Here is a 14,852-nt window from a genome sequence, read left to right on the forward strand (position 1 = left end):
AAAAATTTCTAATCAATCTTAAGAATTGCGTGGAAGGCTTCTTTTGGCAAATCTACCGAACCTTCATTTCTCATTCTCTTTTTTCCTTCTTTTTGTTTTTCACGGAGTTTTCGTTTCCTTGTGATGTCGCCACCGGAACACCTTGCAGTGACATCTTTACGGAATGTGGGAATAGTTTCCCGAGCAATTATTTTTCCACCAATCGCAGCCTGTAAAGCCACTGCAAATTGATGTCTAGGAATTACTTCTTTTAATTTAATCACCAAATCTCTCGCACGCTGCTGTACTTTTTCCGCATTCACAAGAAAAGATAAGGCATCAACCGGTTCACCGGCTACTAAAATATCCACTTTCGCCAAATCTACTTCCCGATAATCCAGATATTCATAATCAAAAGATGCATACCCCTTACTTACGGATTTTAATTTATCATAAAAATCAAATAAAACTTCCGACAATGGTAATTCATAAATAATTATGTTTCGATTTCCTTCAAGATAATTCAAAGACTGTTGAATACCTCTTCTTGATTCTAAAAGTGTTAACACACTACCTACATATTCATTGGGAACCAATATTGTAGCTTTAATGTAAGGCTCTTCGCTTTTATCTATTTCATTGATACTCGGGAATCTGAGAGGATTATCAACTATTATCATTTCACCACTATTTTTTTTGGTAATATGATAAGAGACGCTTGGCGCAGTCGAAATTAAGTCCAGTTCATATTCACGATAAAACCTCTCGCTTATTATTTCCATATGCAACAGTCCTAAAAACCCGCATCTGTATCCAAGCCCAAGCGCTAACGAAGATTCAGGCTCGTATATCAATGAAGCGTCGGTCAATCTTAACTTTTCAACTGCATCCTGTAACTCTTTGAATGCCGTATCAGGTCCGGGATAAAAACTGCAAAAAACCATTGGCTTTAATTCGCGATACCCTTGAAGAGGTTCGGCAGCAGGGAAATTCACCGTAGTAATAGTATCTCCTATTTTAATATCCGTAAGATTTTTTATTCCTGTTATAATATACCCTACTTCTCCTGACTGTAAAACATCCTGCGGTATCAAGCCCATTCTCATAATTCCGATTTCACTAACAGGATACGTATTATCATTAGACATCAATTTAATCTCCATACCTTGCTTTATTTGCCCTTCAAATATTCTAACATATATAACGACTCCACGATACGCATCAAACCAGGAATCAAAAATTAACGCTTTTAAGGGCATATTGGGATCTCCTTTGGGAGGAGGAACTTCATCTACAATGGTTTCTAATAATTCTTCAATTCCAATTCCTTCTTTTCCACTTGCTAAAACAGCTTTATTTGGATTTAAGTGTAAAACTTCTTCTATTTGTTTTTTAACGAGAGGAATGTCCACATTTTGCAAATCTATTTTATTAATAACCGGAATAATAATCTTATTGAGACTTTTGGCTAACAAAGTATGCGCCAGAGTTTGGGCTTCCACTCCCTGGGAAGCATCAATCAAAAGAACTACTCCTTCCGTTGCCGCAAGACTACGGGAAACTTCGTAAGTAAAATCAACATGCCCCGGAGTATCAATAAGATTTAATATATAAGTTTTACCATCCCACGCCTTATATTCCATTCTTATTGGATGCGCTTTGATAGTAATTCCGCGTTCGCGTTCCAAATCCATAGTATCCAAAACCTGGTCGCGCATTTTTCTGATTTCAATTGTATGCGTAAACTCTAGCAGCCTGTCCGCAAGAGTAGATTTGCCGTGGTCAATGTGGGCAATTATACTGAAATTCCTGATATTTGAAAGTTCCATTGCTTTGCTTTTGTTACTTATACCCTAAATTTAACCTATGTCAAATTAAAATTTCAATCGCGATTAGTATTCAACAATATTAACGCTGATTTTATCCTATATTTAGTTTCAATTTTATCTTTGTCTAATACCGCAAAAAAAGACTTGACAAAATACTTAATATATTACATCAATACATTGGTATGAGTTCAGAGGTGAAATTGGGAGTAAAAGTAAGTTTCAGGTAAACAAGGGGGATTATATGCTGGTATTGTTTTCGTTTTTTTTATTAGGAGCAGTTCATACTCAAACTGATTGGGTAGGGAGTTCGGGAGTATTAGGTCCCGTAGCAAACTGGGAAACTTCTTTTTATTCTTCTGATAGTTTAACGCAATCTACTCAGGGAGAGGTACACCCGCTTCAAGGCCAAATAAATTACTCAAACTGGACTTCTCACATAATAGAATCAAATGCTAATATCGTATGCCATAGCATCTGGCCCGCAGACTTTGATGGTGACGGTGACATCGACCTTGCCGGATGGATAGGCAAGGCGAATCAGCTTGCCTTCTACCGTAACGATAACGGTGTTTTTACTAAAATGAACACTTATGCTACAGTTGGAGCATCTAACTGGGGATTCCTGTCAGGAGCAGATTTTAATAACGATGGACGGCAAGATGTAGTAGTGCCCGGAGGATTGACTGACCCATATTCCCTATCTCCAAAAGGAGTAATCTGGTATAGAAACGACGGTAATTTTAATTTTACGCCGCTCACCGTTGAACCCACCGGAACGACATCCTACGCGCGAATAGATTGTCAATGCGATGATATAGATAATGACGGTGATGTCGATTTAATCGTCGGCACGGTTTATCCTTGGATGGGAAGCGCCGGAAACTGGGCACGAATCTATAAAAACAATGGCTCGGGAACGTTTTCCCTTTTTGACAGCGTTGCCGGTAATTACTGGCGTTCAAAACTTACTGACCTTAATGGAGATGGGTATAAAGACCTTATGATAGGCGACCCAATGACCCCCAGAGGAATCGTGATTTATTTTAATAATGGCACCGGAAGATTCAATCAGGTAACTTCGCTGGTAAGTGGAGTAGACAGTATAGACGGATTAGAAAGCCGGGATTTTGATAATGATGGAGACCAGGATATTACCGCCTGTGCTAATAGGGCGTACTGGTTTGAAAATGACGGGACCGGAATAACTTATACCCGGCACACTATATATTCCGGCGCTGCTGCCGAATTTGCTGACGGCGCTTGCTCCGAAGATATGGACCTGGACGGTAAATACGATTTGGTCGCAGGATTTACTAGACTTGCATGGTTCAGACAAATCGGACCTGATAATTTTACTACTTACGTCATAGACAACTATAACTCCATACCTTCATCCACCCATTGGGTAGTCCCCATCAAAATTAAATCGGGGTGTCTTGGTGGTGGATGGGATATTGTTGTTTGCAGACAGGGCGCCTTTATGTGGTACGAAAATAATATGGTATCCGGATTTTCTACAGGTTCGTTGGAATCATCCGTTCTTGAAACTGATCCCCAACAGAGGTCTTTTTTGTTTTTCGGATGGGAGGTCTGTCTCCCCCAACCTAATACAATTGCATTCTACTGGAGAGGCGATAGCACGGCAGCAAATATAACATCTAAAACATGGGAGGGACCATTTTATGCGGCGCAAGAAGTTGACAGCATTGCATTGCCTATTACTCCTTGTTATAGATTTTTCCAGTATAAAGCTCAGTTTTTGAAAGCAACTGTCGTTGATGCTCCGATTTTATATAAAGTATGGTTAAGCGATACAAATTGTCTCGGAAGCGGAATAGCAGAAAATACATTTATAACTACTCAAGTGGAACTCAAAACAATCGGAAACAAGATAATGCTCTCTACTAATAAACTGATTGAAAATGCGACTCTTTCTATATTTAATATTGCGGGTGAACTTGTGCAGACTATTTATAACGGAAGACTCGAAGCTAAAACGTATAAGTTCTCGCCAAAGTTGCCTTCAAAAGGAATCTATCTTGTAGTCCTAAAGTCGAATATCTACACAAAAACGGTAAAACTTATTAATACCGGATGGTCAAAATAAGTACACAATTGGTACAGAAAAGTTGGTATAACCAGGAAATTCGTTTTTCTATAACCCTGTTTTATTATATTTCTAAGCGGAGTTCTATAGATTAAATAATATTTTTTAAAAGCGATAAGAACACTAACCCATCAAAAATCTTATCTGATTTTGCAATAGAATGAGCTTTACGAATACTGTCTCCTTCATGTTCTAAAAGGTTTTTAAAATCTTCGTTGGGAATAGATAGTTTTTCCCTGACTACTTTTGGCGTTAATTCCAATAATTTTATATTATTTTTATGGCAAAAAAGGTGGAGAATTGCCGAATTTGCAAACCCTTCTTCATCCTTGATTTTTCCCATATACTTTTGAGGAGATTGATATGCCAATAAACCTGCAGAATATTTTGTTTGAATCCGTAACAATTCATCTAAAACTTTATTATACTTCTCGCCTCTATTTTTTATAGATTCCAAAGATACGTTTTCCCTCTTGCCTACAACTAAATTCCCGGCATTTATATCACACTCTAAAAAATTGATTTTCTCTTTTTCAAATCTAAATAAAATTATTTTCATATTAGTCAAATACTATCTAATGATATTGGGTATAGATTGAAAACACTAAAAGTCAAGGACAAAAAGAGAACTTATAATCTTAGTTTGTCTATCTTTATCTTTCAAAATTCTAAGAACTAACTACTTTATTAGTGAATCCAATAACAAAAAACACCACTATCCCGATTATCATAGCTATAATACCATTACTTAACACGCCCGTTGCTGAACCCGCAATCATAAAATTATGCGCAACCGCAACTCCGGCAATCATCCCAAGAAAACTTATTCCGGAATCCGTATTTCCATAACCTGCAAGAATTGTTTGTCTGAAAGGACATCCGCCTATCAACACCGACCCCCAACCCACAAGCAACATTCCCAAAAAACTTGCTATATAATTTGTATGAACTCCGGGAGATACGCCCGGTTTAAATTGCCCCAATAATAAATTCCCCAGAAGACAGAAAAGGAAAAACCCGAGAATTCCGCTAAACAAATGGAAATCCTTCATAAGAAAAATATCCCTGATTCCGCCGGCAAAACACAGCCTTGACCTCTGCGCAAAAATACCGACAAGTAATCCTGCAATAATAGAAATTAGAACCGGCGCATGCCCTTTAGAAGTTAAAACAATAAAAGAAGGTTTTACCAGAAGTAATATAAATAAACATAATGCAATAACCGGAATTATAAAACCATTTATTTTGCTAACTTCCTGCGCTTTTCCAAGAGTAAAGCCTCCCTTAAGAAATAGCGCTCCGATCCATATTCCAACGATAAATCCTAAAAGTCCTGCCAAAGCCGTCCAATCTCCGCCTGCCAATCTACCCAGCATTCTAATAGGACACCCGAGGAAAACAAGCGCTCCCATTGCTACGAAGAAACTAATCGTAAAACGAATAATAGGAGAAGAACCTCCAATAACCTTGAATTCTTTAGTAAAAATCCCTATAATAAAAGCGCCTAAAATAAACCCTAATATCTCAGGACGAATGTACGAGAGTTTTTCCATATGATGTAATCCTAATGCGCCTGCAATGTCCCTGATAAAACAAATACCGCAAACACCCATATTAGGAGGATTTCCTAAACTTATAAGGAATGCAAACAATATTCCAAATAATCCCCCCGTAAGAAAAACTATCCACGAAATCTTAATTTTTCCCATTTTGCCCCCACTTCGTTATTTTAATTTCGTTATCTTAATATTGTAAACTCCTTGAGTCTCGGTCAATTCAACCCCACATCCCGAATTTTTTGCAAACCGCGATACGTTTTCAGATGCAGGTTTATTATCAACAATAACTTCTATAACTCCATCGGTCATTCCTTCTAATGCCTTTTTAGTTAAAATTACCGGCTGGGGACAATCTAATCCACACGCATCAATTTTGTTTGACATATTATCCCCCTTACAATCAAAATATTTACATCTATTACCAATTTAAAATATACACTTATCTTTATCTAATATACAGATTTGTCAAATTGAAAGTTTAGATATAACACCGGTGTGTAATATAAAAAATCAATGATTGGATGTGAGAGTTAGTCTCTTGTTTTGTATGAAATTACCGATTAAGAAGGTTGGCAAGAGTAGGATAGGCAAGTCCGCCTGAGGCGGATTATCCTTGCGCTTAAGCGAATGAACTTCCTTGTCTAAGGAAGAGGAGACGGGCGAACAGCCGTTCGCCCCTATAAAAAACGAAAGAAATTTATTTCAACAAGATAGAATGACGTCATTCTATCTATCCTAACAATGATTTATTTCAACAGGGTAAGTTTTTGGGTAGTTTTTGTCCCATTTGCATTCAGTATTAGAAAATACATTCCCGCTTTTAGTTCTTTTACGCGCAAAGTAATACTGTAACTCCCGGCTTTTTTCTCTTCGTTCACAAGTGTTTTCACGCAACTACCGGAAATGTCATAAAGAGTCAACGAAGCTTTACCCGTCATAGGTATTTTGTATTTGATAATTGTCGACTGTTTAAAAGGATTCTGTCCTATTTTTAATTCCAAAATCCGCACTCTAAAATCTAAATTTGCCTGTTCTTCTTCCCCTACCCATGTCCCAAAAGCATAAATGTATCCATCCTGTGAAGTAACAAAAACCATTCCATTAGAAATAGCAGGAGTAGACGTAATATATCCTCCTGTAGCATAACTCCATAAGACATTGCCTGTGCTTTTATCAAGACAATACAAATCCTTTCCATTTACATATCCCGTTCCGACATAAATCTTTCCATTTCCGCTCAATGAAGCAGCTCCGACTCCGCAATGTCCTCCCAATGATGCACTTGTCCAGCTTAACGCTCCGCTTGTTGCGTTTCTACAGTAAGTTTTCCCGATTTCGTGTCCATAATATATTTTATCCCCTTCAATAGATACGCAGGATGGGTCACCGCTATATCCCGGCGCTGAACGCTCTGACCATATAAGTTCTCCGCTCGAAGAAGCAGGAGACTCATTCATACAATACAACCACCCATCGTCCACCGAACCATATACTTTCCCGTCTCCTATACTCACAGATTGGTGTGTTGTATGACTTGCAGCAGTGTATTCCCACTGAAGGTCGGGTGTTGAGGAAAATTCTTTATACGCATAAAATGTCGTAGGCTGGTCTCCGGCAAAAATAGAAGCTCCTACTATTACAAGGCTGTCTTTAACTGCCGGGACTACCCCGTGTCCATACATCAAATTAGGATTAGACGGAGTTATCTCCCATATAAACGCGCCTGTATTTGCGTTCAGACACCACATATAATTCTGGTACATAGCCCCAAAGAAAACTCTATCGTCGGAAACAGTAGGTCCGGCTTCGATTTTACCTCCACTGTGATAAAACCAAATAGAATCTCCCGTATTTGCATCAAGACAATACATATCCCCGCCCCAGGTTCCAACATATACTTTTCCATTAACCACTGCAGGCGATGAAAATATTGTATCCTCTAATTGTTTAGTCCATATAGGAGCTCCACCATTATGGTCAAAACAATATACACGACGATTAGTCGAACCAACGTAAACTTTTCCGTTTACTACCGCCGGTGATGACATATGAATATATTCCCAGCTGTTTCCTAAAGCAGTTCCTATCGGATAGCTCCATCCAAGTGTACCCGTTTCCGGACCGGCATCAGTTGTAAACGAAGTATGCGCCGGGTCGTGATACATCTGCGGCCAGTCTGAAGCAAGGACTAATGTTGCACTAATCTGTAAAAAGATTATTCCAAAACATACAACTACTTTTTTCATATCCTCCTCCTATTTATTTTTCGTTTGCTATTTTATACATTTTCTCTAAAAGACTAAGCAACTTCTTTGCATCTTTCACCGGCAGTTGTGTAGCAGGCGAATTCCCGTATATCCTATTCCAGGAAGGTAATTTTTTCAGTATTCCCTTTCCTTTGTCTGTAAGTCGAACCCTTACGATTCTTCTGATTTTGGGGTCCACTTTCCTCTTGACCAATCCTTTTTTTACCATACCTTCAACAATTCCGGTAAGATTACTTTTTGTGCAAGAAAGATGCTCTTTCAATTTATAGAACGGAACATTATCTTCTTTTTGCAAGAGTCTGAGTATTTTATTCTGGGGAGGCGTAAGGTTATGTTTCGCTGTTTTCTCTTCCCATCTTTTATATATGAGTTTTTCGAGCCACATTATAAGGGAATCTATTCTTAATGCTTCATCATTGGGAAGTAACTCCGTTTTAGATACACGATGTTTTTTCTTCATAATCTGATATAATCTAAAAATAGTTAAGTACTAAACTGTTTAATAATTAACTAACTATAACTATGTAACTTTATTGATTATTTGTCAAGGGGTTTTTATAAATATGTGGGGTAGATAGGATGACGTCATCCTATCTACCCTAACAATGATTTATTTCAGCAGGGTAAGTTTTTGTGTAAAGCTTCTATTGCCGCAGATAAGTTTAGCGAAGTATATACCCGGGGGTAGATTTTTTGCATCCAGATTAAAATTATAACTCCCGGCTTGTTTTTCTTCGTTTATGAATGTTTTTACAAGCCTCCCTCCTATGTCGTAAATCTTCAACGAGGTTTTAGTCTTGGCAGGCAGTTGATATGAAATTGTCGCATAAGAAACAAAAGGATTGGGAGTGATTTTCATATTTGTTTTATATTCGTTAGGGATTTCCGAAACAGCCGGCACATCCACGAAAAAAGTAATGGTTGTCGTATCATTGCTTAAATTATTGTCCCCCGGATATGTTGTTACGGCTGTTAAAGTAAGAGTATCCGGCGTTTGAGATAAACACTTTTTCGTAAAGATAATATTTTTTGTTTCCGTGAAGTTGAGGTCAGTAAAAGCGCTATCTTCGTAACATCCCGTAATTTTTATCTTTACCCCGTTAAGAGGTTTAAGTCCGAAGTTTGATACTTCCAGTATGATATCCAAACTATCCCCGATATTGTATTTAACCTGATTCTGCGGACTTACGAATTTAATTATTCCCGCATCGGTATCGGGAAGTGTTTCAAAAATATTATTAAGTCCCATTTTTGCGAGGTAACTGCTCACCCAGCACATATCTTCCGTATCCGGATCCTGTGTGGTAGAAGTTATTCCCCCGTCAAAGTCAGTATCATAAGACAAAAGGACATCCGTAAGAAATTTATGTTTATTTTTATATTTTGTATCCCTTGATATTTCATACATTGCGTAATGTGCGTTGCAGTATGCGACATTCCACGCATTATCCCAGTTATACCCGTCTCCGCAATCACGCCATACCTGAAAAGTATCAACATAACTTCCATTAGTATCAATCCATGCTTTTCCGCGTATCGTATCCTCCCGAAAAGTTGAATTACATATTCCCCAAACTATAGTTCCGCTTGACATAGCCCATGTTTCTTCCGACAAGCGCAGTTGTGTGCTCAGTGTTATCCAGTACATAAGTCTTTCGCCGTATGTTGCTGCGCTATCCATCCAATTATTATTATTTCTTAGTGCCCCATATTGATAAAGGTTCCCGGCTGCCCATCCCGTTACGAATGAGTTAATGTATTTATATGAAGGGTGATAAATATTCAGCGGATGACTCATAATATAATCAGCGCAGGAATCAGCAAATCCATAATACGAGGAATCTCCATAGGTTTCAGAATAAACTTCCGCAGCAGTGAGCGCCCACGCAGAGTTGTGAACACGGTAATAATCGTACTCCACGGCGCCTTCTTCTTCCCACGGCGGGTACCTATCACAATAGATTTTTGCATTTCTGATATTAGTACTGAATTTCGCAGTATCTCCCGTAAGTTGTCCGTATCTTGCCCAGACCCAGATAGCTTCGAGCGTATTATCCGTCTGTATAATGTTTGCGAGTGCTCCTGCTTCAGCTTCAATCATCCCGCCGAAATTGGTATCTGCAGGATTTGTGACCTGCCATTTCGTAAGAAAGTCTGCAGTTCGAGCAAATTCTGCAGGATAACTGTGTCTCTTGGAAAGAAGAAGTGTATCTAACGTTTTATTGATTTTTCTACTTGTGTAGTATCCCGGATAATCAATCGGAATAGTTGCGTATACAGGAGTACATAAGATTATTTCTAATAAGAAAAAAAACGGCAGTTTTATCTTCACCGCTCTCTATTCTCCACTTTTCTCTTTTCCCTACTATAAATATATTTCACTGGATGTTTTAAAAACTCAGTTTCACATTTCTGTGAACAAAAATAATAATTTTTATCAACATATTTTAACTTTAGAGAGTGCGACTTATATACTTCCGTTCCACATACAGGGTCCATATCCCTTATTGATGTATCCTCTTCTTCTTGTTTTTGGGGCGGCGACTTTTCTTCTTTTTCTTTTTTATTCAAATTAAGATAAGCACATCCCGCTAACATGCAAATAGTCCCACATAAAAACAAACTCAATGCTATTTTTTTCAACATTGTTCTTCTTCCCCAAAACCCCTTAAGTTAGGGGCGAAGCTATTAGCCCCGCCCCTATTTATTCCTATTTCAAAGACATTATTTTACTAACATTTTTGTGACTTCCGGTATTTACTACACAGAAATATATACCGTTTCCTATTTTATTACCCAATTCATTTTCCCCGTTCCAGTATGCAGTATACGAGCCTGCATCCTGTTCGCCATTCACAATTTGTTTCACCAATTTACCGGTTACGTCATAAATACCTACACTGACTTTTTCTTTGTTTTCAATTGAATAAAAAACATTGGTATTTGAAGTAAACGGATTCGGCGATACCTTTACGCTAAATGTATTCTTGTCAGAGTTTTCTTCCACAGCTACATTCATAACGGAGGTTTTTGCACCTTGACACACTTGTACACCTTTTCCCGAAGTCTTCTGGTACCAAACAACTATATTACAGTTGCTGACATTCCAGCCCGAACTTATTGTAAAATTCTGTGATACGTCAGTAGAAGCCCCTACCGATAGATTCTTGGTAGTACCGCCATAAGGTATTATAACTCTTGCTACGTCGTAATACGTAGACCCCGAATACGAAATGTTAGTCTCGGTAATCAGTACGTGAACAACTCCCGTTAGAGAAGTCCCCGATACGTTCACAATGTGAGCCTTAACCGTACCGGTCTTTGCTCCTGAATTATAAAAAGTCCCTGCTAAACTTATCGTTACTTTCGGTATAGTGTCTTTACGCATATCAAAATAACCTCTACTATTAGCATAACTTGGACTCGCCTGGAAAGCCCACCCATCGTATATTACCGTTGGAGTTCCCTGGATGCCATAATAATTATATGCCCTGTTATAAAAATCGCTCACATAAAAAGGATCGCTGGAACTACAATGATAAGCCACTACTATTAATGTATCTTTTGCTTCCTGTGATAATTGATGCAGCCCCGCTGCAGTCGTTGGGCAGTATGTTCAGTTAGTTGCAGTGAACTCCTCAAATACCATAACTCTTTGCACTGCCAAGACCGAACTTGCCAAAACCGCCAACATACAAAAAATCCCTAAACCTTTACGCATATTTCCTCCTATATTTTTTTAACACAACATCTTCCTATAAAATATAACAACACCTCTCAGCAACAATTGTTACTCCCTCCTTAAAATAACAATATTTTAATTAACCGTCACTGTCCAAAATTTTGTACTTATTTGATTGATAATATTTTACTAACATTTTTGTGACTTCCGGCATTTACTACACAGAAATATATACCGGTTCCCATCTTATTCCCCAATTCATTTTTCCCGTTCCAGTATGCAGTATAAGAGCCTGCATCCTGTTCTTCATTCACAAGTTGTTTCACCAATTTACCGGTTACGTCATAAATACCTACACTGACTTTTTCTTTGTTTTCGATTGAATAAAAAACATTGGTATTTGAAGTAAACGGATTCGGTGATACCTTCACGGCAAATGTATTCTTGTTTGAGTTTTCTTCCGCAGCTATACTCGTAACAGGTATTTTAGCTCCCTGGTATATTTCTCCGGTTGAAGTATTCTGGACAAAAGCAACTATACTGCAATTAGATGGATTCCAACCTCCGCCCGAACTGATTACGAAGTATTTTGTCGAATCAAGAGAGGCACCTGCGGCTAAGGATACCGGGCTTCCGGCTGCGCGAAGCAGGTCTCTTGCTACGTCATAATAACCAGAAAGATTTGTTTCGGTGATTGCAATGTAAAGTAATCCGCTTATTGAAACACCGGAAACGTTTGTGATATGCGCAGTAACGTACCCGTTTCTTGCCGACGAGTTATAGTAAGAATTAGAAAGGTCTATCGTTAATTGGGGTGCAACGACCTTTCGGGTATTAAAATCGGTTCTAAAAGTACTGTATGTCGTACCGGTTCTTCCTATTATACCGTCACACACCGTAGTAGGGGTGCCTGACACACCATAATCATTTGCCCTTTTAGCATGTTCGGTTGTATAAAAAGTTTGACCCGATACGGGAAAATATGAAACAACAGCTAAAGAATCCCCTACTTCTCCTGCTAATTGATGCAGCGCCGCTGCAGTCGCTGGGCAGGACGGTCAAGCCGTACTGGTAAATTCTTCTACTATAACTACTCTTTTCACTGCCGATGCCTGACTTATCAAAGTCATCATTATGCAGGCAATTCCTAAAAAGACGTTCTTACGCATACTTCCTCCTACCTGACTAACAAAAGTCAGGATTTATTACTATTTTCCCTTTCGGTTTATTTATCACTTCGCCAATAATAGTCACATCTTTTATCCCGGCTTTTCTCATTTTCTTAACCATATTATCAACTTTATTCTTAGAAACACATATCAACAATCCACCTGAAGTCTGGGGGTCAAACAAAACATCTTTTTTCCAGTCGGGGATTTTATCAGACATTTCCACAAATTTTATTCTAAATTCTTTATTGCGATAAGCTCCCCCCGGAACCATTCCCATTTTCGCAAATTCTTCAACTCCGTTAAAAATAGGAATTTTATTGATATCCAGTTTTACACCAACCTTTTTCTCTCCGGCAATCATCTCGCAAATATGCCCGATAAGACCAAATCCCGTTATATCAGTGCAGGCGTTCACACCCGTTTCCTGCGCAATTTCAGAAGCAATCTTGTTCAAAGTAGTCATTGACTTAATTATTTCATTTATACTTTCATTAGACGCCAAATTAGCTTTAATTGCCGTGCTGATTATTCCTGTACCTAATGGTTTCGTAAGCACTATACCATCCCCTGTTTTCGCGCCCGTATTTCTGATTACTTTACCGGGATGAATCGTTCCTGTAACGGAAAGTCCGTATTTTAATTCCGAATCTTCAACACTATGTCCACCAACAAGCGTCACTTCAGCTTCTTTAAGTTTTGCCAACCCACCTTCCAATATCTTTTTAAGAACGGATATGTCCAATTTACTCACAGGGAATCCAACAATATTCATTGCCACAATAGGTTTTCCACCCATAGCATAAACATCGGAAAGAGCATTAGCCGCAGCAATTTGTCCAAACAGATATGGGTCATCAACGATAGGAGTAAAAAAGTCTATTGTCTGCACGATAGCAATATCGTCAGTTAACTTATAAACACCGGCATCTTCTGCGTTTTCAAAACCGGCAATAAGATTTTTATTTTTTTTCTGAATCAACCCGCACAATGCCTTATCCAGTACACCTGGACCTAATTTAGCCGCTCAGCCACCGCCTTTGCTGTACTGTGTTAATTTAAAGTCATCGTTCATTACACTCCCTTATTGTGGCTTTTTCATTGCATCATAAAAAGCCTGCCAGAACGGGTCCACTCTTGGATGTTCCAATTCCCTATCTTTACCATTTTCTCTCAATATTATTTTTTCTTTAGCATTTGTTAATTCCCCGACAATTGCCGATTTAATACCTTCTTTTGATAACACATCGACTACTTCCTGAGCTTTATGGGGTCTGCATGAGATAATCAAAGTACCTTCACTTATAGATTTATACGGGTCAATCTTGAAATAATCGCATATTTCTTTCACGTTATTTTCCATCGGAATAAGTTCTTTTTCTACTCTTATTCCAAATCCGCTTGCCTGTGCAAGTTCATATAATCCGCCCCAGATTCCACATTCCGTAGCGTCGTGCATTGAACTTATTCCTTCATCCCTGACTCCAACTTTTACCGCAGCCATTGCTTCTTTTATTACCGACATTTTATAAAACAATTCCTGTGACTGTTTAGAAAAATCACTTCCAAATTCCTTTTCAAGCAATTTAGGAAACATAGCTGCAAATATTCCGCAAGCTTCTATTGCAGGGCCTTTTGTAATAATTATTTTGTCTTTCTCTTTTGCCATTCTGGGGGTTACGTATTTATCTTTATCGCCTATTGCCAAAACCGTAGCTCCTCCGACCATCGGATAATTGCAATTCTCATACCTCGCAGTATGCCCGCAAATTACGCTTACTCCAAATTTTTTACATTCTTGATGAATGGTCTCCCACATTATTTGTATTTCTTCTTCGTTGATTTCCATAGGTAAATTGAGGTCTATCGCCATATAAACGGGAGGCAATCCGCTTGTTACCACATCGGAAATGAGTATATGAGTAGCAAACCATGCCGCTCTTTCCCAGCCATAAGCAGGAACTATAAATACAGGGTCAGTAGTTATCGCCACAGCTTGTGTCCCGATTTCTACGATTCCAACGTCTACTCCATGTTGCGGACCTACGAGTATATTTTTATTGCCGGCGCCTAAACGCGGAAATATAAGTTCATTGAAAACCTCAGGAGATATTTTGCCTATATCAGGAAGCCTTGATTTCATTTTTCCCCTATCCTATATAAATTTTAATAATATTATCATATGGTATTATATTCCTTCAATATATAAAATTTGTCAATCTGAATTTTTAAATATTTTACTGAAATGTGCAATGATATA

13 protein-coding genes are annotated in these 14,852 nt (G+C 38.4%); 1 reads left to right on the top strand and 12 read right to left on the bottom strand.

What is annotated here, in order from left to right; genetic code table 11:
• Window positions 1-8 precede the first annotated feature (8 nt).
• On the bottom strand, window positions 9-1,808 hold the full coding sequence (lepA, locus tag WC614_10645; protein MFA5033463.1) for a translation elongation factor 4: 1,800 nt from the start codon (window positions 1,806-1,808) through the stop codon (window positions 9-11).
• A 241-nt stretch (window positions 1,809-2,049) separates the two neighbouring features.
• Here lepA and WC614_10650 point away from each other — a divergent pair, with 241 nt between their 5' ends.
• Window positions 2,050-3,915 carry a T9SS type A sorting domain-containing protein gene (locus tag WC614_10650; protein MFA5033464.1) on the top strand — a complete coding sequence of 622 codons (1,866 nt, stop codon included), beginning with the start codon at window positions 2,050-2,052 and terminating at the stop codon, window positions 3,913-3,915.
• Between the two features lie 91 nt (window positions 3,916-4,006).
• Here the strand turns inward: WC614_10650 and WC614_10655 are convergent, their stop codons facing one another.
• The 11 genes from WC614_10655 to WC614_10705 form a co-directional block, all read right to left on the bottom strand.
• Window positions 4,007-4,474, bottom strand: coding sequence for a hypothetical protein (locus WC614_10655; GenBank protein MFA5033465.1), 468 nt, complete (start codon window positions 4,472-4,474; stop codon window positions 4,007-4,009).
• A gap of 109 nt (window positions 4,475-4,583) precedes the next feature.
• On the bottom strand, window positions 4,584-5,624 hold the full coding sequence (yedE, locus tag WC614_10660; GenBank protein MFA5033466.1) for a YedE family putative selenium transporter: 1,041 nt from the start codon (window positions 5,622-5,624) through the stop codon (window positions 4,584-4,586).
• Between the two features lie 15 nt (window positions 5,625-5,639).
• Window positions 5,640-5,858 (bottom strand): sulfurtransferase TusA family protein, encoded by a 219-nt coding sequence (locus WC614_10665; GenBank protein ID MFA5033467.1) that lies wholly within the window; start codon window positions 5,856-5,858, stop codon window positions 5,640-5,642.
• A gap of 362 nt (window positions 5,859-6,220) precedes the next feature.
• On the bottom strand, window positions 6,221-7,720 hold the full coding sequence (locus tag WC614_10670) for a PQQ-binding-like beta-propeller repeat protein (protein MFA5033468.1): 1,500 nt from the start codon (window positions 7,718-7,720) through the stop codon (window positions 6,221-6,223).
• 13 nt (window positions 7,721-7,733) lie between these two features.
• Window positions 7,734-8,201, bottom strand: coding sequence for a MarR family transcriptional regulator (locus WC614_10675; GenBank protein ID MFA5033469.1), 468 nt, complete (start codon window positions 8,199-8,201; stop codon window positions 7,734-7,736).
• Window positions 8,202-8,351: 150 nt separating this feature from the next.
• Window positions 8,352-10,073: a T9SS type A sorting domain-containing protein gene (locus WC614_10680; GenBank protein MFA5033470.1), complete on the bottom strand. Its 1,722-nt coding sequence runs from the start codon at window positions 10,071-10,073 to the stop codon at window positions 8,352-8,354.
• On the bottom strand, window positions 10,070-10,312 hold the full coding sequence (locus WC614_10685) for a YHS domain-containing protein (GenBank protein MFA5033471.1): 243 nt from the start codon (window positions 10,310-10,312) through the stop codon (window positions 10,070-10,072). Before WC614_10685 ends, WC614_10680 begins: the two co-directional genes overlap by 4 nt.
• Window positions 10,313-10,451: 139 nt before the next feature.
• The gene (locus tag WC614_10690; GenBank protein ID MFA5033472.1) at window positions 10,452-11,252 is read right to left on the bottom strand and encodes a FlgD immunoglobulin-like domain containing protein; all 801 of its coding nucleotides are present in this window, start codon (window positions 11,250-11,252) and stop codon (window positions 10,452-10,454) included.
• Between the two features lie 338 nt (window positions 11,253-11,590).
• Window positions 11,591-12,454, bottom strand: coding sequence for an Omp28-related outer membrane protein (locus WC614_10695; protein ID MFA5033473.1), 864 nt, complete (start codon window positions 12,452-12,454; stop codon window positions 11,591-11,593).
• A gap of 154 nt (window positions 12,455-12,608) precedes the next feature.
• Entirely contained in the window at window positions 12,609-13,667 is a 1,059-nt protein-coding gene (gene selD, locus WC614_10700; GenBank protein ID MFA5033474.1) for a selenide, water dikinase SelD, read from the bottom strand.
• Window positions 13,668-13,676: 9 nt separating this feature from the next.
• Window positions 13,677-14,735: an AIR synthase family protein gene (locus WC614_10705; GenBank protein ID MFA5033475.1), complete on the bottom strand. Its 1,059-nt coding sequence runs from the start codon at window positions 14,733-14,735 to the stop codon at window positions 13,677-13,679.
• Between the last annotated feature and the right edge of the window lie 117 nt (window positions 14,736-14,852).

The sequence above is a fragment of the bacterium genome (assembly GCA_041649255.1).
GTDB lineage: Bacteria > Hydrothermota > UBA3073 > JACQXS01 > JAQTXJ01 > JAQTXJ01.

Coding starts and splice junctions, on each gene's coding strand:
- lepA (MFA5033463.1), bottom strand. CDS start 1,808: ATGGAACTTTCAAATATCAGGAATTTCAGTATAATTGCCCACATTGAC.
- WC614_10650 (MFA5033464.1), top strand. CDS start 2,050: ATGCTGGTATTGTTTTCGTTTTTTTTATTAGGAGCAGTTCATACTCAA.
- WC614_10655 (MFA5033465.1), bottom strand. CDS start 4,474: ATGAAAATAATTTTATTTAGATTTGAAAAAGAGAAAATCAATTTTTTA.
- yedE (MFA5033466.1), bottom strand. CDS start 5,624: ATGGGAAAAATTAAGATTTCGTGGATAGTTTTTCTTACGGGGGGATTA.
- WC614_10665 (MFA5033467.1), bottom strand. CDS start 5,858: ATGTCAAACAAAATTGATGCGTGTGGATTAGATTGTCCCCAGCCGGTA.
- WC614_10670 (MFA5033468.1), bottom strand. CDS start 7,720: ATGAAAAAAGTAGTTGTATGTTTTGGAATAATCTTTTTACAGATTAGT.
- WC614_10675 (MFA5033469.1), bottom strand. CDS start 8,201: ATGAAGAAAAAACATCGTGTATCTAAAACGGAGTTACTTCCCAATGAT.
- WC614_10705 (MFA5033475.1), bottom strand. CDS start 14,735: ATGAAATCAAGGCTTCCTGATATAGGCAAAATATCTCCTGAGGTTTTC.